The organism is Plesiomonas sp. ZOR0011, from assembly GCF_000800945.1.
Lineage (GTDB): Bacteria > Pseudomonadota > Gammaproteobacteria > Enterobacterales > CAMTGL01 > Plesiomonas > Plesiomonas shigelloides.
Map to the genome: position 1 here is coordinate 142,457 of NZ_JRKB01000012.1, position 22,447 is coordinate 164,903.

Sequence of the window (22,447 nt, forward strand, 5' to 3'; positions counted from 1 at the left end):
GTCAGTTTTAAAACGCCGGCGATTGTAGCGTTTAGCGGCCTGCTGGCAACGGGCTTTTTACTGAATTATGACGCAGGTGAGAGTTTCGCCAATGCGGTGCAAATGTGCTGTGCGCCTTGCAGCATACGTGGCCCGCTGCGGCTTAACAAACTCTCCTCCACGGCGATAACAGGCACGTCTAACATCCCGTGCCAGTAGCGGCGAACTTCAGCCACCGTTTCGGCATTGCCAGGCACGATAATGGCGTGTGGCTTACGCAGCAGAACTTGCTCACGGCTGATCTTAGGCCAGCTCAGGCCACTGTCGGCAAAGATGTTTTTACCTCCGCACAGGCTGACGATTTGCGATTGCAGGGTATCGACGCCGGGGGTAAACATCGCTTGCGTGCCGTATTGGATAAATACTGGAATGGGCGTTTGACGTTGATAGGTATGCTGCAGAGTGCTGAATTGCTGGCGCAGTGCTTGGGCGTTGGCACGCGCTTCGTCTGGATGGCTACTGTAGGCGGCGAGCTGATCTAACTCACTGGCCAGATCGTCCAAGCGGCGTGGGTCTGCATAAAATACCGGGATCCCCAGTTGCTCGAGCTGTTGCAGTGGGCGCGTGGGATTCCCGCCTTTCCATGCCAACACCAGATCTGGCTTTAGCAGTAAGATCCGCTCGACATTGATCCCGCGGTGATCGGCAACCCGCTCGAGCTGTTGCGCAGCGGCAGGGTAATCGGAATAGCTACTGGCGGCCACCATCTGCTCGCCCATACCGGCGGCGTAGGCTAATTCGGTGGTAGAGGGCGAAAGGGAGATCACCCGTTGTGCCGCCGCCAGCAGATTGTAGCTTACAAGCAGCAGACACAGCGCTAACGAGCGAGATAAGACGCGGTATAAGCGTGATGTCAGCGTCTTTTTCATCGCAGTAACACTCCGGCTGAGCTTAGCAATAACAGGATAAACGCATACAAATTTAAATCGCGCGCCAGTCGGTACAGGTCTCGACTGTGTACCGGTCGGCTACCGCCTAGCGTTGGTCGTCCAACACGTATGCCTTGATAGCGCACCGGTCCACCCATCGCGATATCCAAACGTAAACCGACTTGGGTATACAGAGCGCCGGTGAGCCAGTGGCTCCAGCCTTTGGCTTGTATTTGCATCCGCTGCCAGCGTTGGCGCAGATGACGCCCAGGGAGCAGCAGCAGCAATAGCAACAGATTGCCCGGCAACTCCAGTACGCTTTGCATGCGAGCGGCAAAGAGGCCGAAGGCGTGATTTTTCGGTTGTGCCGGCGACCAGCAGCGCGCGGTCAGTTCGCAGCAGCGATAAAACAGCGCGCCACAGCCTCCAGCCAGCAAATACCAAAACAGAACATGAATTAAGCCGCGCAAATAGCCCATCAACAGGGTTTCCGCACCGGCTTTACCTAACCCGAGCAGGGAAAGCTCGGTGGTATCACGTTGCACTTGTTCGTCTAAGATGGTGCGCGCCAGATGTTTTTGTTCGCCTTGTAGTGCGCGGGCAAAACGTTGGTTATCCGGCCATAAAGCAGCCCAACTGAATGCCAGCCAGAGCAGCACGGCATCAAACACCGGTTCGGACCAGGCCAAAATCTGCAGTGCCGGTAATAAAATCAGCAGTGGTAATAGCAATAATAACCAGCTCAGCGCACCGGATAGGCGCTGCTGAGCGGGCGGGTTTTTCGCGTGTAGCATGCGGGCCAGCAAGCGGCTGGCCAGCAGAGTCCACCCCTGACGCAATGCGCGCGCCGGTTGTGGTAGCAGCAGGTGCAGTAGCATGCCACCCCACAACGCCAGCAGCGGATACCAGAAAGCCAGTTCTCGGAAGTTGAGTTCAGTAACAGCAGGCTGGATCACGTCAGGCTCCGTGGTGGACGATTAGTAGGTGTTCAGTTGCTTGAGCATCGCGGCCACGATGACCGATGATTGCTGGGCGGCGACCGGCAGGAACTCTTCAAAGCTCATGCTGGCTTCTTTATCGGCTACATCTGAAATGGCACGCACCACCACAAATGGCAGTTGGTACTGGTTACACACATGGGCAACGCCAGCGGCTTCCATTTCCACTGCGGCAATTTGCGGGAAGTGTTGTTGAATGCGAGCTAGATTATCTGCGCCGTGTACAAACGCATCACCGCTACAGATCAGGCCTTGTACCGTGTTCAGACCGGCGCTGCGAATGCAGCTTTCTGCTATGTTGATCAGCTTAGGATCAGCAGCAAAGGCTTCTGGGCAACCAGGTAGTTGGCCATAGGCATAACCAAAAGCGGTGACATCGGCATCGTGGTAGCGCACTTCGCTGGAGACAACGATATCACCGACGTTCAGGCGGCTATCCAGACCACCGGCCGAGCCGGTATTGATGATGACATCTGGGGCAAAATGTTCAATCAGCAAGGTGGTGCCGAGTGCCACGGCCACTTTACCGATGCCGGACTTGAGCAGCGCCACATCAGTACCGTGCAGAGTACCGCTGTAAATTTCGCAACCGGCGCGTTTGAACACCTGCAGATTGCTGATTTGGTCACGCAGGATGGCGACTTCCTGCTCCATTGCGCCAATAATGCCTACTTTCATGGGATTGGGCCTGCAAAAAAAGAAAACACGCACTGCGAAGCGGTTTAGCCGCCAGTCGCAGCATTTCAGTGATGCCTAGTCTAGCATGAAGCATCTGCGAGTCGGCATGCTTGTCATGACCGCGCCAGCCGAATAAAAGCGGCCATCGTGTTGGTATCGCGTGTGTGTAAAATTGGTATAGAAACGGCGTTGCAAAGATAACGGCCAACCGCGCAAAAACTTGATGCCGGTTGGCCGTGGAGAGTGCATTCGCGAGCCGGTTGATGGTGGCCTACGACGCGAGCGGATAACTTAACGTAACTTAACTTAGGCGTAGCGCACTGCGCGGATTAACAGCCCAGATAGTTCATGATCCCTTCTGCCGCCTGACGACCTTCGGCAATCGCGGTGACCACCAGATCGGAGCCACGCACGGCATCCCCGCCCGCGAAAATCTTGGCATGACTGGTTTGGAAGGCGAACTCACGCTCGGCCGGCGCGACAATTCGCCCTTTGCTATCGAGTTCGACATCACAGGTCTCGAGCCATGGCATGGCGTGTGGTTGGAAACCAAACGCCATGATCACCGCATCGGCGGGCAGGACATGCTCAGAGCCGGCCACCACTTGGGGGCTGCGACGGCCTTGTGCATCGGGTGCGCCGAGCTCCGTACGCACGACTTTCACGCCACACGCGCGGCCATGGGCATCGAGGGCAATCCCCAGAGGCTGCAGGTTGAACATGAACTCTACCCCTTCTTCACGGGCGTTTTTCACTTCACGGCGTGAACCGGGCATGTTGCTTTCATCGCGGCGGTAAGCACACACCACATGGGCTGCCCCTTGCCGGATTGCTGTACGCACGCAGTCCATCGCGGTATCACCACCACCGAGAACCACCACTTTTTTACCGGCCATGTCGATATACTCATCCGCTTGACGCTCAAAGGCCATCAAACGGTTGGTATTGGCAATCAGGTAGGGCAGCGCATCGTACACCCCGGCGGCGTCTTCGTTTTCCAAACCACCGCGCATGTTACGGTAGGTGCCCACGCCTAAAAAGATGGCATCAAACTCGGACAGCAATTCGGTGAACGCCAGATCCTTGCCAATTTCGGTGTTCAGGCGAAACTCGACGCCCATCTCACTGAACACTTCGCGTCGGCGGATCATGACCTCTTTTTCCAGCTTGAAGGCCGGGATGCCGAAGGTCAGCAGGCCACCAATTTCTGGATGGCGATCGAACACCACCGGTTTCACGCCGTTACGCACCAACACGTCAGCGCAGGCAAGCCCGGCTGGGCCGGCGCCAATCACCGCGACTTTCTTACCGGTATCCACCACGCCGGACAGATCCGGTCGCCAGCCCATCTCAAAGGCTTTATCGGTGATGTACTTTTCAATGTTGCCGATGGTCACCGCCCCGAACTCGTCATTCAGGGTGCAGGCTCCTTCACACAAACGGTCTTGCGGGCACACGCGGCCACAGACTTCCGGCAAACTGTTGGTGCGGTGTGATAACTCCACCGCCTCCAAAATACGTCCTTCATGGGCCAGCTTGAGCCAATTCGGGATGTAGTTATGCACCGGACATTTCCACTCACAATAAGGGTTGCCGCAGCCCAAGCAGCGATCGGCTTGGGCATGCACCTGTGATTCGGAAAAGTTTTCGTAGATCTCAACAAACTCAATTTTGCGGATCTTCAGCGGTTTTTTCGGCGGATCGACCCGCTGCAAGTCAATAAACTGATACACATTCTGGCTCATGGCTTACTCTCTCCCTGTTACTGCGCCTGAACCCGGAGTTCCGCCGAAGAGCGGCTACGGTGACCAAGTAATGCTTTAACATCGCTGGATTTTGGTTTCACCAGCGTGAACTTGTCGGCCCAGCTTTCCCAGTGCGCCAAAATTTCTTCGCCGCGTGCCGAGCCGGTTGCCTGCACGTGCTCGGTGATCAAACCGCGCAGGTGCTCTTGGTGGATAGGCAACTCGGTGACATCCAGTAGCTCGACCAGCTCGGGGTTAACCCGTTTGGCAAAATCGCCCTGTTCATCCAGAACATAGGCAAAGCCGCCCGTCATCCCGGCTCCGAAGTTCACGCCGGTACGACCCAGTACGCAGATGATGCCGCCGGTCATGTATTCACAGCCGTTATCGCCGATTCCTTCGACAACCGCAATCGCGCCTGAGTTACGCACGGCAAAACGCTCCCCGCCGCGGCCCGCAGCGAACAGTTTGCCGCCGGTGGCGCCATACAGGCAGGTGTTGCCGATGATGGTGGCGTGGTGGGCTTTGAACGCCGAGCCTATCGGTGGGCGCAGGGCAATTTTGCCGCCGGCCATCCCTTTGCCGACATAGTCGTTGGCATCACCGGTCAGTGACAGCTCAACGCCAGGGGCATTCCATACGCCAAAGCTTTGTCCGGCAGTACCGCTGAATTGCACTTTTAGCGGTTCGCTGGCAATGCCGGCTTCACCAAACTGGCTGGCAATTTCACCGGACAAACGAGCGCCAACCGAGCGATCGGTATTGCGGATATCGAAGAACAACTTTTTGCTCTTACGCTGGGTTAAGCACTCTTGGGCTTGCGCGACCAAACGGGCATTAAGCTCGCCTTGGTCAAATGGCGGGTTGCCTTCGGTGCAGTACACTGCTTTGCCCGGATGCGGCTTAGCGGTGGCCAGCAGCGCGGATAAGTCCAGTTTTTGCTGGCGTGCAGTAAAGCCATCCAGCTCGGTCAGCAAATCGGTGCGGCCAATCAAATCGACCAGCTGGGTCACCCCCAATTCGGCCATCAGCTCACGGGTTTCCTGCGCAATAAAGCGGAAGTAATTCATTACTCGCTCAGGCAGGCCGTGGTAGTGGTCGCGGCGCAGCTTTTCATCTTGGGTTGCCACGCCGGTGGCGCAGTTGTTCAGGTGACAGATCCGCAGGTATTTACAGCCCAATGCCACCATCGGCCCGGTACCAAAGCCAAAGCTTTCGGCGCCCAAAATGGCCGCTTTGATGATATCCAGACCGGTTTTCAGTCCACCATCGACCTGCAAACGGATCTTATGGCGCAGGCCATTGGCGACCAGCGCTTGTTGTGTTTCGACTAAGCCCAGCTCCCACGGACAGCCAGCATATTTAACTGACGCCAATGGACTGGCTCCGGTGCCGCCATCATAGCCGGCGATAGTGATGAGGTCGGCATAGGCTTTGGCAACGCCGGTAGCGATGGTGCCAACGCCCGGCTCAGAGACCAGCTTGACCGAAATCAGCGCCTTCGGATTGATCTGTTTGAGATCGAAAATCAGCTGCGCCAGATCCTCAATAGAGTAAATATCGTGGTGCGGCGGCGGCGAAATCAGAGTCACGCCGGGGACGGAGTAACGCAGACGGGCAATGTATGGAGTGACTTTATCTCCCGGTAACTGACCGCCTTCGCCCGGCTTAGCGCCTTGAGCCACTTTAATCTGAATGACATCGGCGTTAACCAGATAGTGCGGAGTGACACCAAAGCGGCCAGAAGCGACTTGCTTGATGCGCGAGACTTTATTGGTGCCGTAGCGCGCCGGATCTTCACCACCTTCACCGGAGTTAGAATATCCGCCCAAGGTGTTCATGGCTTGCGCCAATGACTCGTGGGCTTCTGGGCTCAAGGCGCCGATTGACATGGCCGCCGTATCAAAACGGCGGAACAGGCTTTCTTGCGGCTCGACGTGCTCCAATGCAACCGCCGATGTAGCCGGATTTGGGGTCAGTTGCAGCAGGTCACGTAAGGTCGCGGGCTCACGCTGGTTCACCAAATCGGCATAGCGGCGATAATCACGGTAGTCACCGGAGTGTACGGCTTGTTGCAGGGTCTGCACCACATCAGGGTTGTAGGCGTGGTATTCACTGCCGTGAACGTATTTGAGCAGGCCGCCTTGCTCCAGCGGTTTACGTACTAACCAGGCTTTGCGGGATAGATTGACCAAGTCTTGCTGGAAGTCAGCAAAGCTGGCCCCTTCGATGCGGCTAGGCACGCCACTAAAGCACAGATCAATCACGTCAGAGCCGATCCCTACTGCTTCAAACAGCTTCGAGCAGCGGTAAGAGGCAATGGTAGAGATGCCCATTTTGGACATGATCTTGTACAGGCCTTTGTTGATCCCGTTGCGGTAGTTTTGCATTACCGTGCGGTACGGCTTGTTGATCGCGCCGTCATCCACCAGTTTGGCCAGCGATTCATAGGCCAGATACGGGTAGATGGCGGTGGCGCCAAAGCCGAGCAGAACCGCAAAGTGATGCGGATCGCGCGCGCTGGCGGTTTCTACCAAGATGTTGGCATCGCAGCGCAGGCTGTTATTGACCAAGCGGGTTTGCACCGCACCGACCGCCATGGCCGCTGGGATCGGTAAGTGATCGGCGCGCTGCTGGCGATCTGAGAGCACCAGCAATACGCAGCCACTGCGCACCAGTTGTTCGGCCTGATCGCAGAGGGCTTGCACGGCCTGTTGCAGATCGGTCTGCTGCGGATCGAAGCTCAAAGACAATACATCGTGACGGTAATATTTCGTGTCGAGCGCCAGCAGCTGATGGAAATCGGAGTACAGCAGGATCGGCGATTTGAAACTGACGCGGTGCGCTTGTCCTTCGGCCTCACAAAAGACGTTCATCTCCTGACCAATGGAGGTGGAGAGTGACATCACATGCGCTTCACGCAGCGGGTCGATTGGTGGGTTGGTCACCTGCGCAAACTGCTGGCGGAAATAGTCATACAGGCTGCGGCTTTGGCGCGACAGTACGGCAAACGGGGTATCGTCACCCATGGAGCCGACCGCTTCTTGCGCGTTTTCCCCCAGCACCTGCAGGATCTGCTCCAGCTCTTCATTGCTGTAGCCAAACAGTTTTTGGTAGGTTGCCAGCTGCTGATTGTTAAAATCACGGTTGCCAACCTGATCGTCGGGCAACTGCTCGAACGGGATCAGGCGTTTAACGTTTTTCTGCATCCACTCTTTATAAGGATGGCGCTGCTTAAGATCGTTATCGATCTCCAGTGAGTGCAGGATTTTTCCGTTGCGGGTGTCGATCACCAGCAGCTCGCCAGGGCCAACACGGCCTTTTTCTACCACTTCATCCGGCTGGTAATCCCAGATCCCAATTTCGGATGCGCAGGTGATCAGCTTGTCTTTGGTGATGACATAACGCGCCGGACGCAGACCGTTACGATCGAGGTTACAGGCGGCATAGCGGCCATCGCTCATCACCACACCCGCCGGACCATCCCACGGCTCCATGTGCATGGAGTTAAAGTCGTAGAAGGCGCGCAGATCGTCGTCCATATCGGGGTTATTTTGCCAAGCAGGCGGGATCAGCAGGCGCATGGCGCGAAACGGATCCATCCCGCCGCTTAAAAACAGCTCCAACATGTTATCCAGTGAACTGGAGTCTGAGCCGGTTTCGTTGACGAACGGCGCGGCATTTTGCAGATCGGGGATCAGTGGCGTGTTGAACTTATACGCTCGCGCCCGTGCCCATTGGCGGTTACCGGTGATGGTGTTGATCTCACCGTTGTGGGCCAGATAACGAAATGGCTGCGCCAGTGGCCAGCGCGGTACGGTATTAGTAGAGAAACGCTGGTGGAACAGGCAAATCGCCGATTCCATGCGTAAATCGGCCAGATCCAGATAAAAACGTGGCAAATCGGATGGCATGCACAACCCTTTGTACACGTTCACCAGATTAGAGAAGCTACAGGCATAGAAGTGTGGGTCGTCTTGCAGACGCTTTTCAATGCGCCGACGCATCACAAACAGACGTCGCTCCACATCGCGTGGACGCCAACCGGCAGGGGCGTTGACAAAGACTTGCTCGATCACCGGCAGTGAGCTGAGTGCAATTTCACCCAGTACATCAGGATTGGTCGGGACTACACGCCAACCGACTAAAGAGAGGGTTTCGCGCTGTAATTCTTCTTCGGTAATTTGCCGGGCAAGGGCCGCTTTGCTAGGGTCAGGATTGAGGAACAGCATGCCGACCGCGTAGTTTTTGGCCAGATGCCAACCGCGCTCTTCGGCCACCATGCGAAAAAAACGATCCGGCTTTTGCATCAACAGGCCGCAGCCATCGCCGGTTTTGCCGTCGGCTAAAATCGCACCACGGTGCTGCATTCTGGCTAACGCATGAATAGCGGTACGTACCACTTTGTGGCTGGGTTCACCCTCGATATGGGCGATCAGCCCGAAGCCACAGTTATCCCTTTCCTGGGATGAATCGTACAGCATGATTGCCTTCCTCCCTTGCCTGTACCGAACGACAAATTATTTGCATAAATCCGGTGAGCTCCATGCTCACCTCACAGCTTCCAGCCGACTTCCCAAATTAGCGATAAATGTTACATAGGTCAAACATTCTGTAATTGGCCAGCAACATCTAATTTCGCGATGCAACAGACTATTTTTACTTATTATTCATTGGTTTATTAAGCTAGTTGCACAAATTAGGCGGCAAACGGCTGTTCTGTCGATTGGGCTTGCGGTAGCACGGCGTGAGTTTTTCTGGCCACTAGGCCAGTAATTCGTGGGTGGTGGGGGTGACAGGTAAAATTTCGCTCTGTTTTTCTATCCTGCTGTAAAATAAAAAACAGGTCAGAACGTCGTTCTTTATGGATAGCGCGGAGCATAAACCGCGCACGGCGCACTGCATGATTATGAACAATTATTCGTTATTTATTCTTGCTCGGGGGCAGAGATCTCGGGCGGGATGAGTGCGTCATAAAAATGAGTCAATGTCAGGTTGGGCAAGGCTTTGATCCGAGTCAGGATCGGGGGTTGCGCAACACTGTAATCTGAATGGTTTCGATCGTGGAAATAGACGCTGATGCAACTGAATGAACTGGTAAATATGTTTGGCAGCGATTTACACCGCCGCTACGGGGAGAAAATCCACAAACTGACCTTGCATGGCGGCTTTAGTTGTCCGAACCGCGACGGTACGTTGGGGCGTGGCGGCTGCACCTTTTGTAATGTGGCCTCGTTTTCCGATGAAAATGCGCAATATAAAAGCATTACTGAGCAAATTGCTGAACAGTCGACTAAAATTCACCGTGCGCGTCGTTATTTGGCCTACTTTCAGGCGTATACCAGCACCTATTCCGAATTATGCTTGCTGAAAAGAATGTATGAAGAGGCGCTGCAGCAGGCGGATATCGTGGGGTTGTGTGTCGGTACGCGGCCTGATTGTGTCTCTGATGCGGTGTTGGATTTATTGGCCGGTTATCAGCAGCAAGGCTATGAAGTCTGGTTGGAGCTGGGGCTGCAATCGGCGCAGGATCGCACCTTAAAACGCATCAACCGTGGGCATGATTTTGCGTGTTATGTCAAAACGGCCCAAGCGGCGCGGGCGCGTAACCTGAAAGTGTGTACTCACCTGATTGTTGGCTTGCCGGGCGAAGACAAAGAAGATTGCTTGCAAACCTTGGCGCAGGTTGTTGCTGCCGGTACGGATGGGATCAAGTTACACCCACTGCACATTGTCACCGGTAGCACCATGGCGAAAGCGTGGGAAGCTGGGCGGCAGCAGGCGATTGAGCTGGAGCCTTATGTGGATATCGCCGCGGAGATGATCCGTCACACGCCGGCAGAGATTATTTACCATCGGGTGTCGGCCAGTGCGCGCCGTCCGACGCTGTTAGCGCCGCTGTGGTGTGAAAACCGCTGGACGGGAATGGTAGAGATAAATCGCATTTTGGCGCAAAGAGGCGCGCAGGGTTCGGCTTTAGGTTCCCCTTTTCAATTAATCGGGTAAAGTGGGACGTTTCGCTGCTTATTTATACGACTTTTCATCAATTGCCGGTACGTGAATGACCATCTCTGCACTGTTTATGTTAGGGGTTATCCTAGGAGGACTGGGGTTAACCCTGCTCCTGTTGGGAATGCGTGCCTCGCGGCATCGTCCGGCCGGCGTATTGACGGGCTATGTTCGCTGGGAGCGTTGGCGCTACCGCTGGCGTAGCCAGCCCTACCGTCACTCTGGACGCCTGATGCAGCAGCTGTTTGATGCCAGCCCCGATCCGGTGGCGGTGATCAGCGAGCGCGGCGTTTATCTCACCTGCAATCAAGCCTTTGCCCATATGCTCGGCGGGCCGCAGTGCACGGTAGCGCAGATTTGTGGTACGCGGCCTGTGGCGTGGAGCGCTGAAGATCGGGTGGCGTTTTGGGCGTCACAAGAGCAGCAAGTGCTCAATAGTGGCTTGCCGGTATGTTATGAGGACTACTTCAGCACCCCCGATGGCACGGTGCGCTGGTTGGAGATCACCAAATCCCCCTGTAACGGCCCAGAATACGCGGAGCGTGCGGTGCTGATTGTGGGACGCGATATTACGGAGCGTAAGCGCACCGAGCAGCAACTGGCCGATGCGATTATGGATCTGCACACCTTAAGCTATTTCGATTGTGTGACCCGCATTGCCAATCGGCGTCATTTTGAAGAGCAGCTACATCAGCAGTGGCGTACCCATCAACGTAATCAGCGCTCGCTGGCACTGCTGCTGATTGATATCGATTATTTCAAAGCCTACAACGATCGTTATGGTCATCAACAAGGCGATTGCGGTTTGCAGGCGTTTGCCGAAGTGCTTACTCACTCACTGTGGCGACCGCAAGATCTGGTGGCGCGTTACGGTGGCGAGGAGTTTGTGATCTTGCTGCCGGAAACCGATGAGCGAGGTGCAGAAGAAGTGGCGCGCCGCATCCAGATCAATTTGCGTCAAGCGGATATTCCACACTCGGCGTCGGACATCAACGGCCACCTCACGTGCAGTATCGGCATTGCCGCGATGCAGCCCTCACCACTGGTGCATTGTAGCGAGCTGGTGCAACAGGCCGATCTGGCGCTGTATCAGGCCAAATCCCTCGGTCGTAACCGGATCTGTGTGACCGGTGAAACAGCCCACAGCGTCAAGGTGGAGCTGCAGGACGACACACAGTAAGATACCGCCCTAGGATATCATTTCAAAAAAACGGATCGGCGGTATGAACCGGATCAAGCTGCTTGCGCAATATTATGTGGATTTGATGGTGAAGCTGGGCATTGTCCGGTTTTCGCTGTTGCTGGCAACCGCGCTGGTGGCGCTGGCCTTGTTGGTGCAAATCGGGGTCACCTTGTTTTTACAAGGGCAGGTGCATGGCATCGATGTAGTGCGCTCGGTGTTTTTCGGGCTGCTGATCACCCCGTGGGCGGTGTACTTTTTATCGGTGGTGGTTGAGCAGCAAGAAGAGTCGCGCCAGCGTTTGTCAGCGTTGGTCAGTAAGCTCGAAGAGATGCGCGCGCGTGACTTGCAGCTAAATGCCCAGTTGCAAGAAAAAATCCAGCAGCTGAGCCTGGAAAACGAAGAGCGCTGTAAGGCTGAGCATGCGCGGCAGCTGGCCATTGAAGATCTGGAAAACGAAGTGTTCGAGCGTGAACAGGCGCAAATTCAGCTGGCCCAGCAAAGTGCGCTGTTACGCTCGTTTCTCGATGCCTCCCCCGATCTGGTGTATTACCGCAACGAAAATGGCCAGTTCTCTGGTTGTAATCGGGCGATGGAGCTGCTCACCGGTAAGAGTGAAAAGCAGCTGATTGGCCTGACGGCGTGGGAGGTGTACAGCAAAGATATCGCCGCTAAAGTGGTGGAAACCGATACCAATGTGTTCCAGCACAATATGCCGCTGACTTATGAGCTGTGGCTGGATTACCCCGATGGGCGCAAAGCCTGTTTCGAGCTGCGCAAAGTCCCATTTTATGACCGTAATGGCGTGCGCTGTGGCCTGATGGGCTTCGGGCGCGATATTACCGAGCGTAAGCGTTATCAAGAGGCGCAAGAAAAAGCCAGCCGCGATAAGACCACCTTTATCTCTACAATCAGTCATGAGCTGCGTACTCCGCTGAACGGGATTGTGGGTCTAAGCCGGATCTTGCTGGATACCGAGTTGAGTCCGGAGCAGCAAAAGTATCTGAAAACCATTCACTTAAGTGCGATCACCTTAGGTCATATCTTCAATGACATCATCGATATGGACAAACTCGATCGTCGTCGTTTGGATGTGGCGGCTAAACCGGTCGACTTCACTGGCTTATTAAGCGATCTGGAAAACCTTTCCGGTTTGCAGGCTGAACAAAAAGGGCTGAAATTCCAGTTGATCCGGCATGAGCCATTACCGGATTGCATTGAGGCCGATGGCACCCGCTTGCGTCAGATCCTGTGGAATCTGGTAGGCAACGCGATGAAATTTACCCGCGAAGGGGGGGTGACCGTCAGCGTGCATGCCGAGCGCGATGCGGCGCAAACCCGCTTGTCGTTTGCGGTGCAAGATACCGGCATCGGTATTCCGGCTGCCGAGTTGGATAAGATTTTCGCCATGTACTATCAGGTCAAAGGCCAAGATGGGCGGCTTAATCCAACCGGTACCGGCATTGGGTTGGCGGTATCTCGTAAGTTGGCGCAGATGATGGGCGGTGATATTCAAGTCACCAGTGAAGAAGGCAAGGGTACTTGCTTTACCCTGACGGTCAGTGTGCGTGAGCTGGCGGCGGCGCAGCCGGAAGATGCGCCGGTGGCGGCGTGTGTACAACGGCCATTGCACATCCTGCTGGTCGAAGATATTGAGCTGAACGTGATTGTGGCGCGCTCGGTACTGCAAAAGCTGGGACACACTCTGGATGTGGCGATGACCGGTGCCGACGCGTTTTCACTGTTTGATCCATCGCGTTATGACTTGGTGTTGCTGGATATTCAGCTGCCGGATATGACCGGTTTTGATATCGCTCGGCGCTGGCGTGAAACCTATACCCAGTTGCCGCCATTGGTGGCCTTGACCGCTAATGTCTTGAAAGACAAGAGCGAATACTTAATTGGCGGGATGGATGATGCGCTGAGTAAGCCGCTGTCAGTACAGGCGCTGCAGGCAATGTTGCAACGTCAGTTACCGCAGCCAGCAGAGCTGCCGGTCAGTGCTCCGCAGCCAACGCCGGCAGCCGATGACAAAGCCGTGCCAGCACCGTCGGCCTTGTTGGATCTGACCATGCTCGAGCAATATCTGGAGTTGGTGGGGCCAACCTTGATGCTGAGCAATCTGGACTTGTTTGAGAAGGTGATGCCGGATTATCTGGCGATCCTCGATTCCAACATGACCGCTAAGGATCAAAAAGGCATTGTGTCGGAAGCGCACAAGATCAAAGGCGCCGCAGGTTCAGTGGGGCTTAAACATATTCAGCAATTGGCGCAGCAGGCGCAGTCTCCGGATCTGCCGGCGTGGTGGGATAATGTGGCGGATTGGGTGGATGAGATCCATCGTGAGTGGCGTAATGACGTGCAGTTACTGCGTGGCTGGCTGCAAAGCCAAACACCGGCAGAGCAGGGCAAAAAGCCGCGCTAAGTAAATGGGTCGGTTAAGGTTAGCCGCCACGCTAGCGATATGCAGCCAACAAGATGCAGTAAAAAATGTGTAGTGGGCGATATGTAGTATCGCTATATGTAGTTAAAAATGCGCAATAAAAAAACAGGGCCGATGGCCCTGTTTTTGTTGGTCAATTGCGTGAGAGTGGAATTACTCTTCCAGCTCGCCGCAGAAGCGGTAACCTTCACCGTGAATGGTGGCAATGATTTCCGGCGTATCTGCCACGGATTCGAAATGCTTACGAATACGGCGGATAGTTACGTCAACGGTGCGATCATGCGGCTTCAGTTCACGACCGGTCATTTTCTTCAGCAGCTCGGCACGCGACTGAATCTTGCCCGGGTTTTCACAGAAGTGCAGCATGGCACGGAATTCACTGCGTGGCAGTTTGAACTGCTCGCCAGCCGGGCTAACCAGAGAACGGCTGTTGATGTCCAGAGTCCAGCCGTTAAAGCAGTACTCTTCCACCAGACGACGCTCTTCGCTGCCACCACCGATGTTCATGGTACGAGACAGCAGGTTACGGGCACGAATAGTTAACTCGCGTGGGTTAAATGGCTTGGTGATGTAGTCATCAGCGCCGATTTCCAGACCCAGAATCTTATCGACTTCATTATCACGTCCGGTCAGGAACATCAGTGCGATATTGGCCTGCTCACGCAGTTCGCGCGCCAGCAGTAAGCCATTTTTGCCCGGCAGGTTGATATCCATAATGACCAGGCTGATATCGTGGTCAGACAGCATCTGATGCATTTCGGTGCCGTCGTTGGCTTCGTGAACGATATAGCCTTCGGCCTCAAAAATACTTTTCAGAGTGTTGCGAGTGACCAGCTCGTCTTCGACGATCAAAATGTGCGGGGTTTGCATGTATGCTACCTAAGACAATACCAAAAATATGAATCTTGTTGTGCAATGTTGTGCATTAAAACTTAACATATTTTATCGGTAAGTGTTTACGAATCAATGCACAGGAATTAACGTAGAATTCAACTGCTTGCGCCTTCCTTAGGAGCGATGCGGCACAGATGCTCGCCGTAACACCGCAGATGTCGTCAATGACTCTTAATGGCAGGATACCTTCTAGGTGCGCAATATTCTATCTATGTAACAGCCTTATAACAATGGGCTATGTCAGACTAGTTGAAATAACGTAAATTTGCTTGATATATGTCAAGTTTAGCCGATCTGTCTGCTACTGGCTGCAATATTTTATAAAATATCATTATTTATCAATAAACTGTTTATCGATCTGTGCGGATTATCAGTTAATTGTTAACAGGGATTTTTACCGCCAGTGGAGCGGCACACAGATTTAGCCAAAAAGATCGCGTATGTTAATAAAGTTTAGATGATGGATAACAGAAGGATCGGACGATGTTGGATCTTTTACCTGATTTATGCGACGTGTACGCCGAGTCACTGACAGTGTTACCGCCGTGGTTTCGCTCTTATGGCGGGCGCGCCATCTTTTTTGGCCCTGTGGTGACCGTGCGTTGCCCAGAAGATAACTCACTGGTGCGTGATTTGGTGGCTAAACCTGGCTATGGACAGATGCTGGTGGTCGACGGGGCGGGTTCATTGCACCGCGCCTTGTTAGGCGATCAGCTGGCGCACAAAGCGGTGGCCAATGGCTGGGCCGGTATTGTGGTGTTTGGCGCGGTGCGTGATGTGGGGGAGCTGGCGCAGTTGCCTTTGGGGATCCAAGCGCTCGGTGCTTGTCCTGTGAAAACTGATAAACGAGGCTTGGGCGAGCTGGGCATCAGCGTAGAGATTCAGGGGATCCGCATTCATCCCGGCGATTGGCTGTATGCAGATTTGAACGGCATTGCCATTGCACGTGAAGAGCTGAATTTGCGCTGTTTGCCTTGTATGCAAGCGGATAATCCGCCAAGCAATACCGATCCGACGTTATAACGCGCATCCGCAACCACACCCTACCACCCACAACCCACAACTTACAGTCAGTGAGCCGCCAAGATTGCTAGGGGCTCACTGATTTGTTTTATACATAGGGTTTTACGCGTGGATGTTTGTCGAGATGGCGTTTAAAAAGTTACGCCCAGACCGAGACCGAGCTGCACATCGGTTTGCGGATTGCTTGGTAAGGTGGTGGTTTGCACATTCATCCCCGCTTTGACGGCCAAAGAGCGGGTCAGGCTCAAGGCGCTACCAAAGGCAATGCTGCTTTGTTGGGCATTGGGGCGATTTTCTCGGCCAATACGACTTTCCAAGCGCAGATTCTGACTCCATTGATAGCTTACCCCGCTGACTACCCCATTACTGTTGGCCGCACCGGTATCTCCGCCATTATAAGCTTGCGCGGCGGTTTGCGAGGTACCGACTTGGTTGGCAATAAACCATTGCCATTCCGGGGTAATGCTGACGCTGACGCCACTGGCCACGTGCCATTCATCAAAGGCGGTCATTTCGTTACCGGCATCAAAATACGGACGCACCGAGATATCGGCCATCGACAGCGCATGCGCTGTTGTGCTCATCAGTAAAGTGGCACTCACGCTTGCCAATAACGCTTGGCGCAGGGAGAGTCGCATCACGCGAAGAGGATTGGCGTGGCGGCCGTGCAACAGCAATGATGACAGTGACAACATAGCCTCTCCCTGTGGCGTATAACGACTATTCATGTAAATAGCCAAAGACTCACGCGAAAACCGTGCGCCAATAGTGTGTCCGCTTTTACCACGCCGGTTTGCTGCGTGTCTCTCAGTATGGCTAAAAAATGACAAAATATCCGTTTAATAGCGGAACTTTTTTAATTTCGCGAGAAGCGTAACTTTCTGCGATAAGGAAAGACGTCTTCAATGTGGCCGTGGCGGATCTTATCTTGGATCTCTCGCCAGTAACGCGCTTCAAACAGATCCCCATGCAGCTCTTCAAAGATCTGGCGAATCTGCGGGTTGATACACAAGAACGTACGGAATTCCTCAGGGAAAATATCGTTCGGCCCCACGCTGTACCACGGCTCAGCCGACATCTCATCCTCCGGATAGCGTGGTGGGGGGATTTCGCGAAAATTCATCTCCGTCATGTAGTTAATTTCATCGTAATCATAAAACACCACGCGACCGTGACGGGTGACGCCGAAATTTTTGAACAGCATATCGCCGGGAAAGATGTTGGCGGCGGCCAGTTGTTTGATGGCGCTGCCATACTCTTCAATGACGGCGCGCAGTTGCTCGTCATTGGCCTGCTCCAGATAGAGGTTCAGCGGCGTCATGCGTCGCTCCATGTACAGGTGGCGGATAATCAGCTGGTCACCGTTTTCCTCCAACTGCGAAGGCGCTTCACGGCGCAGCTCATCCAGCAGCTCGCTGCAGACCCGATCGCGTGGCAGGATAAAGTTCTCATACTCTTGGGTATCTGCCATCCGCCCGACCCGATCGTGCTCTTTTACCAAGCGGTACTTGGCTTTCACCATCTCGCGGTTCATCTCTTTTTGCGGTGCAAACTGATCTTTAATCACCTTAAACACAGTGTCATAGGAGGGTAGGGTAAATACCAGCATCACCATCCCTTTCACGCCGGGGGCGATGATAAAAGGATCGTCCGAGTGCTCTAGATGGTGCAGATATTCGCGGTAAAACTCGGTTTTCCCGTGCTTCTGACAGCCGATGGCGGTGTACAACTCAGCGTGGCTTTTGCCCGGCAAAATAGTGTGTAACCAGCGCACGACCGCAGAAGGCACGGGGGCATACACCATGAAGTAAGAGCGGGCAAAACCAAACACAATGCTGGCTTCGTCAAACTCGGTGAGGCAAGTATCCACAAAGATCCCGCGGGCTTCGTTATGGTGAATCGGCAGGATGAGGGGCGTGGGCGGCGCATCCGGCCATTCAATGCGGCCAATCAGGTAAGCGGCTTTATTGCGAAAGAAAGGTTCGCGCAGCATGGTCAGACTGGCTTGTGCTAGCGCCTCTTCACTAAAACGTGCGCGCAGCCGGCGCTGCAGCTGCTCGATATCCCGCGTGAGGTTTTCCCATGGCAGGGTAAACGGGGTGTCATTCAGCAATTGCGCCAATGCCTGTTCAAGACGCGTGCTGACGCTAGCGCCTGACTGTTCGGTCAGTGGATAGCTTTTGTCTAACGGGCGCTGCGGTAGATCAAAGCGCGCCGGTTGTGAGCTAAACACAAACAGCTTATGCGGATTGAGATTGCGGTGCGAGAAGATGCGGCAATACACCGAGTTAAAGAAACTTTCAGCAATTTCATAGCGCGGATAGTCGTGCAGTAAATCTTCGTAGGCACGTTTGACCCGCATGACAAAGTGAGCATCGGTATACAGGTTGCCGGTCATGCTTTTGAGCTGGGCGACGGCCAAGGTGACATGGTGATCGTACAAATTGATCCGCTGCTTCATGGCATCTTGCACCGCAGCCCATTGGGCTTGTTCGAAGCGCTGCTGGGCACCGGCGGTGATCTCTAAAAAGCGTCCGTATTGGGCATCGAATCCTTGCAGGATCGTATGCGCGATCAGGTGTTCCAGTGCCGAGGTCATCATGCCATTCCTTCTGCCTGTTGCGATCTGTTCGCTGACCAGCTGATGTCGCGTCGCCAAGCGGCGCGGTGCTGGCTCATATTGGGCGATCGTCCGTGCTTTTATTTAGGTGAATATATGCATTGCATGGATTCACTATGGCGATCTTTTAACCAATGCGCAACTGGGGGAAATTGCATTTCTGGCTAAACTCGTTACAGTTGCCGGCGGTGAATGAATCAGGAACAAAACAATGCAGTTTCATATCGTACTGGTAGAGCCCGCGCGGGCAGAAAATGTGGGTGCGGCAGCACGGGCGATGAAAACCATGGGGTTTAGCTCACTGCGCATCGTGAACAGTGATGCCCATCGTCAGCCGGCGGCTGGATGGGTTGCGCATGGCTCGCAAGAAATCCTTGCCCAGGCTAGTACGTATGCCACGCTGGCTGACGCGGTGGCGGATGTGGAATTGGTGGTAGCAACCACGGCGCGTGAGCGCGGTCGCTTCAATTATTACGCGACCCCCGCTGAAGTGCTGACGCAACTGCAAGAAAAGCAGCAGTGGATGGGCTCCGCGGCACTGGTTTTCGGGCGGGAAGACTCCGGTCTGACCAATGATGAGTTAGAACTGGCCGATATCCTGACCTGCGTGCCGATGCAGGCCGATTATCCCTCATTAAATTTGGGACAGGCGGTGATGGTGTATTGCTATCAGTTGTCGCAGTTAAATCAGCTGCAGCAAGAGCAGGAAACCCCGACTGATGCGGGGCAGTTAACCGCCTTACGCGCCCGCGTCGAGCGTTTACTGCAAACCTTGCAGGTGGCCGACGATCAGAAACTGGCCGATTGGCTGGATCAGCGCTTAGGGATGTTGGCTCAGCGTGACACCGCGATGCTGCACACCTTGCTGCATGATATCGAAAAAATGCTCGCGCTGAAAAACAACGCGTAATTATCAGATTGGCGCTGTCGGTTTCTCGAATTAACCGATTCAGCTAAAGCTGGCAGGATTTTATCCGGTAAAAATGGCTATTGCTGGTGTGGATTGAGTGGTGGCTGCGGAGAGAAAATCAGCCGATTGATTGACTTTAGCGCAATTTTGCTTTAACCAATAGAGTCACGACTGCGCGAAAAGTCTGCCCAGCAGGCTATGGCAATCACGGATCACCAACAACAGTTCTCTTACGACAGCTTACAACGAGAAGACGTAACACTATGATGAACGCTCAGCTGGTTACCCTGATTACGATTACAACCACCACCATTACCACCATCGGTAACGGGGCTGGCTGACGCGCGCAAATCAGATATCCAGGCCCGTTACCCTCACCGGAACGGGCCTTTTTTTTGCTACCCGTTTTCACAGCGCGACTCGGTGTCATGCGGTAACACGGAATGGATACGATGGATTGTTTGCTGTTACATGTCAGAGCGTGATCGCCCTGCATAACACGGCAAAACATAAAGTTAACGGAACCGTTATCCTGAGCGATACGGTAACGGAGATGGACTTGTAAAGGGAGTACAACGATGCGGGTATTGAAATTTGGTGGCACTTCTCTGGCCAATGCCGAACGGTTTGCACGTGCCGCTGACATCATCGAGAGCAATGCCCAGCAGGGGCAGGTCGCCGCGGTGTTATCGGCTCCAGCCAAAATCACCAACCATCTGGTGGCCATGATTGATAAAACTGTGGCCGGTCAGGATATCCAACCGAACCTCAATGATGCCGAGCAGATTTTTGCCGATTTAGTGCAGGGGCTGCATGCCGAGTTGCCAGCGTTTGCGCTGGAAAGCGTCAAGAGCATGTTGGCGCGCGAGTTTGCCAATTTGCGCCAGCTACTGCATGGGATCAGTTTGCTGGGGCAGTGCCCAGATAGCATCAATGCCAGCATTATCAGCCGTGGCGAGAAGATGTCGATTGCCATTATGGACGCGCTGTTTGTGGCGCGCGGCTATCCGGTTAAGGTGTTGGATCCGGTGGAAAAACTGCTGGCGCGCGGTGGCTATCTGGAGTCGACCGTGGATATCGAGGTATCGACCGCCCGTTTTCAGGCCGATCCTATTCCGCAAGGCGCGGTGGCCCTGATGGCAGGCTTTACCGCCAGCAATGAAAAAGGTGAGCTGGTGGTGCTGGGGCGTAATGGCTCCGACTATTCCGCCGCAGTGCTGGCCGCCTGTTTGCGCGCCGAGTGCTGCGAAATTTGGACTGACGTCGATGGCGTGTATACCTGCGACCCACGTTTGGTGCCGGATGCGCGTTTGCTCAAATCCATGTCCTATCCGGAAGCGATGGAGCTGTCGTACTTTGGCGCGAAGGTTTTGCACCCGCGTACCATTTTACCGATTGCTCAGTTCCAGATCCCGTGCCTGATTAAAAACACTGCCAACCCGCAAGCCGAAGGTACCTTAATTGGCGCGGAAAGTGGCGCCGAGCAGCTGGAAGTCAAAGGCATCACTAACTTATCCAATGTGGCGATGCTGAACGTGTCAGGCCCTGGCATGAAAGGCATGGTCGGCATGGCGGCACGGGTGTTCTCGGTGATGTCACGCGCGGGGATCTCCGTGGTGCTGATCACCCAGTCCTCTTCTGAATACAGCATCAGTTTTTGTGTGCCACAAGCCGAGTTAGCCAAAGCGCGCCGTGCGTTGAACGATGAGTTTTATCTGGAGCTGAAAAACGGTCTGTTAGAGCCGTTGGATGTGCAGGAAAAACTGGCGGTAGTGTCGGTGGTCGGTGATGGTATGCGCACTGCGCGTGGCATCTCAGCGCGCTTTTTCACTGCGCTGGCACAGGCCAACATCAATATCGTGGCGATCGCGCAGGGCTCGTCTGAGCGCTCTATCTCCGCGGTGATTGCCGATGAGAAGGTCACCGAAGCGGTACGGACCTGCCATGAGGCGCTGTTTAACTCTCGTCAGGTGCTGGATGTGTTTATCATCGGCGTCGGTGGTGTTGGTGGCGCGCTGGTCGAGCAAATTCGCCGTCAGCAGCCACGTTTGCTGGCGCAAAATATTCAGCTGCGGGTTTGCGGCTTATCCAATTCACGCTCAATGCTGTTGGATGTTAATGGCATCGAGCTGGAGCACTGGCGTGATCAAATCAGCGCCGCCAATGAGCCTTATTCCTTTGCTCGCCTAATCCGGGTGGTCAATCAGTATCATCTGCTCAATCCGGTGATTGTGGATTGCACCTCGGATCAGAAAATTGCCGATCAGTATGCCGACTTCTTGGCCGCCGGTTTCCATGTCATCACCCCGAACAAAAAAGCCAATACGTCATCGCTTGATTATTACCGTTTGCTGCGCCGTACCGCACAAAGCAGTCGCCGTAAGTTTCTGTATGAAACCAACGTCGGCGCGGGTTTGCCGGTGATTGAAAACCTGCAAAACTTGCTCAATGCCGGTGATGAGTTGAGTCGCTTTAGCGGCGTGTTGTCAGGCTCCTTGTCATTTATCTTCGGTAAATTGGAAGAGGGCATGAGCCTGTCGGCGGCCACAGCGCTGGCGCGCCAAAACGGTTATACCGAGCCAGATCCGCGCGATGATCTCTCGGGGATGGATGTGGCGCGTAAGCTTTTGATCCTGGCCCGTGAAGCCGGTTACCCACTGGAGTTGAGCGATATTCAGGTGCAAGGCGTGTTGCCAGCCAGTTTCGATGCCAGTGGCGATACCGCCTCCTTCATGGCGCGCTTACCGCAGTTGGATGCGGAGTTTGCCGCGCGAGTGGCGGCCGCCAACAGTGAAGGCAAAGTGCTGCGCTATGTTGGGGTCATTGAAGAAGGTCAGTGCCGCGCTGAAATTCAGGCGGTGGGGGCCGATGATCCGTTATTTAAAGTCAAAGATGGCGAGAACGCATTGGCGTTTTATAGCCGCTATTATCAGCCGCTACCACTGGTATTGCGTGGCTATGGCGCGGGCAACGATGTGACCGCTGCCGGGATCTTCGCCGATCTGCTGCGTACCCTGCCGTGGAAACGGGGAGTCTAAG

General features: G+C 54.4%; 14 protein-coding genes. 6 read left to right on the forward strand and 8 right to left on the reverse strand.

Annotation, left to right across the window (positions count from 1 at the left end):
* Positions 1-65: 65 nt before the first annotated feature.
* The 5 genes from btuF to gltB all read right to left on the reverse strand — a co-directional run bounded on the left by btuF (position 66) and on the right by gltB (position 8,813).
* A complete protein-coding gene (gene btuF / locus L975_RS01550; protein WP_052181190.1) occupies positions 66-908 on the reverse strand; it encodes a vitamin B12 ABC transporter substrate-binding protein BtuF in 843 nt (280 codons plus the stop codon).
* Positions 905-1,864 carry a cobalamin biosynthesis protein gene (locus L975_RS01555; protein WP_052181191.1) on the reverse strand — a complete coding sequence of 320 codons (960 nt, stop codon included), beginning with the start codon at positions 1,862-1,864 and terminating at the stop codon, positions 905-907. Before L975_RS01555 ends, btuF begins: the two co-directional genes overlap by 4 nt.
* Before the next feature lie 21 nt (positions 1,865-1,885).
* Positions 1,886-2,584 (reverse strand): 5'-methylthioadenosine/S-adenosylhomocysteine nucleosidase, encoded by a 699-nt coding sequence (mtnN, locus tag L975_RS01560; RefSeq protein ID WP_047706790.1) that lies wholly within the window; start codon positions 2,582-2,584, stop codon positions 1,886-1,888.
* A gap of 329 nt (positions 2,585-2,913) precedes the next feature.
* Positions 2,914-4,329: an FAD-dependent oxidoreductase gene (locus L975_RS01565; RefSeq protein WP_047706792.1), complete on the reverse strand. Its 1,416-nt coding sequence runs from the start codon at positions 4,327-4,329 to the stop codon at positions 2,914-2,916.
* A 17-nt stretch (positions 4,330-4,346) separates the two neighbouring features.
* Positions 4,347-8,813, reverse strand: coding sequence for a glutamate synthase large subunit (gene gltB, locus L975_RS01570; protein WP_047706793.1), 4,467 nt, complete (start codon positions 8,811-8,813; stop codon positions 4,347-4,349).
* 595 nt (positions 8,814-9,408) lie between these two features.
* Here gltB and L975_RS01575 point away from each other — a divergent pair.
* From L975_RS01575 to arcB, 3 genes are read left to right on the forward strand one after another with little or no spacing between them, the layout of a single operon-like run.
* Complete coding sequence (locus L975_RS01575) at positions 9,409-10,335, forward strand: TIGR01212 family radical SAM protein (RefSeq protein ID WP_047706795.1); 927 nt, start codon at positions 9,409-9,411, stop codon at positions 10,333-10,335.
* Between the two features lie 55 nt (positions 10,336-10,390).
* Complete coding sequence (locus tag L975_RS01580; protein ID WP_081995564.1) at positions 10,391-11,518, forward strand: diguanylate cyclase domain-containing protein; 1,128 nt, start codon at positions 10,391-10,393, stop codon at positions 11,516-11,518.
* A 43-nt stretch (positions 11,519-11,561) separates the two neighbouring features.
* Positions 11,562-13,943 carry an aerobic respiration two-component sensor histidine kinase ArcB gene (gene arcB / locus L975_RS01585; protein ID WP_052181193.1) on the forward strand — a complete coding sequence of 794 codons (2,382 nt, stop codon included), beginning with the start codon at positions 11,562-11,564 and terminating at the stop codon, positions 13,941-13,943.
* A gap of 171 nt (positions 13,944-14,114) precedes the next feature.
* Here arcB and arcA read toward each other — a convergent pair whose 3' ends face one another.
* On the reverse strand, positions 14,115-14,831 hold the full coding sequence (gene arcA / locus L975_RS01590; protein ID WP_010864665.1) for a two-component system response regulator ArcA: 717 nt from the start codon (positions 14,829-14,831) through the stop codon (positions 14,115-14,117).
* Between the two features lie 507 nt (positions 14,832-15,338).
* On the opposite strand from arcA, the gene L975_RS01595 reads away from it, so the two are divergent.
* The gene (locus L975_RS01595) at positions 15,339-15,878 is read left to right on the forward strand and encodes a putative 4-hydroxy-4-methyl-2-oxoglutarate aldolase (RefSeq protein ID WP_072032999.1); all 540 of its coding nucleotides are present in this window, start codon (positions 15,339-15,341) and stop codon (positions 15,876-15,878) included.
* 131 nt (positions 15,879-16,009) lie between these two features.
* Here L975_RS01595 and L975_RS01600 read toward each other — a convergent pair whose 3' ends face one another.
* Positions 16,010-16,606 carry a hypothetical protein gene (locus tag L975_RS01600; RefSeq protein ID WP_156121043.1) on the reverse strand — a complete coding sequence of 199 codons (597 nt, stop codon included), beginning with the start codon at positions 16,604-16,606 and terminating at the stop codon, positions 16,010-16,012.
* Between the two features lie 128 nt (positions 16,607-16,734).
* Positions 16,735-18,477: a bifunctional isocitrate dehydrogenase kinase/phosphatase gene (aceK, locus tag L975_RS01605; RefSeq protein ID WP_047706798.1), complete on the reverse strand. Its 1,743-nt coding sequence runs from the start codon at positions 18,475-18,477 to the stop codon at positions 16,735-16,737.
* Between the two features lie 232 nt (positions 18,478-18,709).
* On the opposite strand from aceK, the gene L975_RS01610 reads away from it, so the two are divergent.
* Both L975_RS01610 and thrA read left to right on the forward strand, forming a co-directional pair.
* Positions 18,710-19,408 carry a tRNA/rRNA methyltransferase gene (locus L975_RS01610; protein ID WP_047706800.1) on the forward strand — a complete coding sequence of 233 codons (699 nt, stop codon included), beginning with the start codon at positions 18,710-18,712 and terminating at the stop codon, positions 19,406-19,408.
* A 578-nt stretch (positions 19,409-19,986) separates the two neighbouring features.
* Positions 19,987-22,446: a bifunctional aspartate kinase/homoserine dehydrogenase I gene (gene thrA / locus L975_RS01620; protein ID WP_047706803.1), complete on the forward strand. Its 2,460-nt coding sequence runs from the start codon at positions 19,987-19,989 to the stop codon at positions 22,444-22,446.
* Position 22,447: the final 1 nt, after the last annotated feature.

Bases quoted from the DNA above. Each gene is read 5' to 3' on its own strand.
- L975_RS01565 (WP_047706792.1), bottom strand. From the start codon at position 4,329: ATGAGCCAGAATGTGTATCAGTTTATTGACTTGCAGCGGGTCGATCCG.
- aceK (WP_047706798.1), bottom strand. From the start codon at position 18,477: ATGACCTCGGCACTGGAACACCTGATCGCGCATACGATCCTGCAAGGA.
- arcA (WP_010864665.1), bottom strand. From the start codon at position 14,831: ATGCAAACCCCGCACATTTTGATCGTCGAAGACGAGCTGGTCACTCGC.
- L975_RS01595 (WP_072032999.1), top strand. From the start codon at position 15,339: ATGTTGGATCTTTTACCTGATTTATGCGACGTGTACGCCGAGTCACTG.
- btuF (WP_052181190.1), bottom strand. From the start codon at position 908: ATGAAAAAGACGCTGACATCACGCTTATACCGCGTCTTATCTCGCTCG.
- L975_RS01600 (WP_156121043.1), bottom strand. From the start codon at position 16,606: ATGAATAGTCGTTATACGCCACAGGGAGAGGCTATGTTGTCACTGTCA.
- L975_RS01575 (WP_047706795.1), top strand. From the start codon at position 9,409: ATGCAACTGAATGAACTGGTAAATATGTTTGGCAGCGATTTACACCGC.
- L975_RS01580 (WP_081995564.1), top strand. From the start codon at position 10,391: ATGACCATCTCTGCACTGTTTATGTTAGGGGTTATCCTAGGAGGACTG.
- L975_RS01610 (WP_047706800.1), top strand. From the start codon at position 18,710: ATGCAGTTTCATATCGTACTGGTAGAGCCCGCGCGGGCAGAAAATGTG.
- thrA (WP_047706803.1), top strand. From the start codon at position 19,987: ATGCGGGTATTGAAATTTGGTGGCACTTCTCTGGCCAATGCCGAACGG.
- gltB (WP_047706793.1), bottom strand. From the start codon at position 8,813: ATGCTGTACGATTCATCCCAGGAAAGGGATAACTGTGGCTTCGGGCTG.
- arcB (WP_052181193.1), top strand. From the start codon at position 11,562: ATGAACCGGATCAAGCTGCTTGCGCAATATTATGTGGATTTGATGGTG.
- mtnN (WP_047706790.1), bottom strand. From the start codon at position 2,584: ATGAAAGTAGGCATTATTGGCGCAATGGAGCAGGAAGTCGCCATCCTG.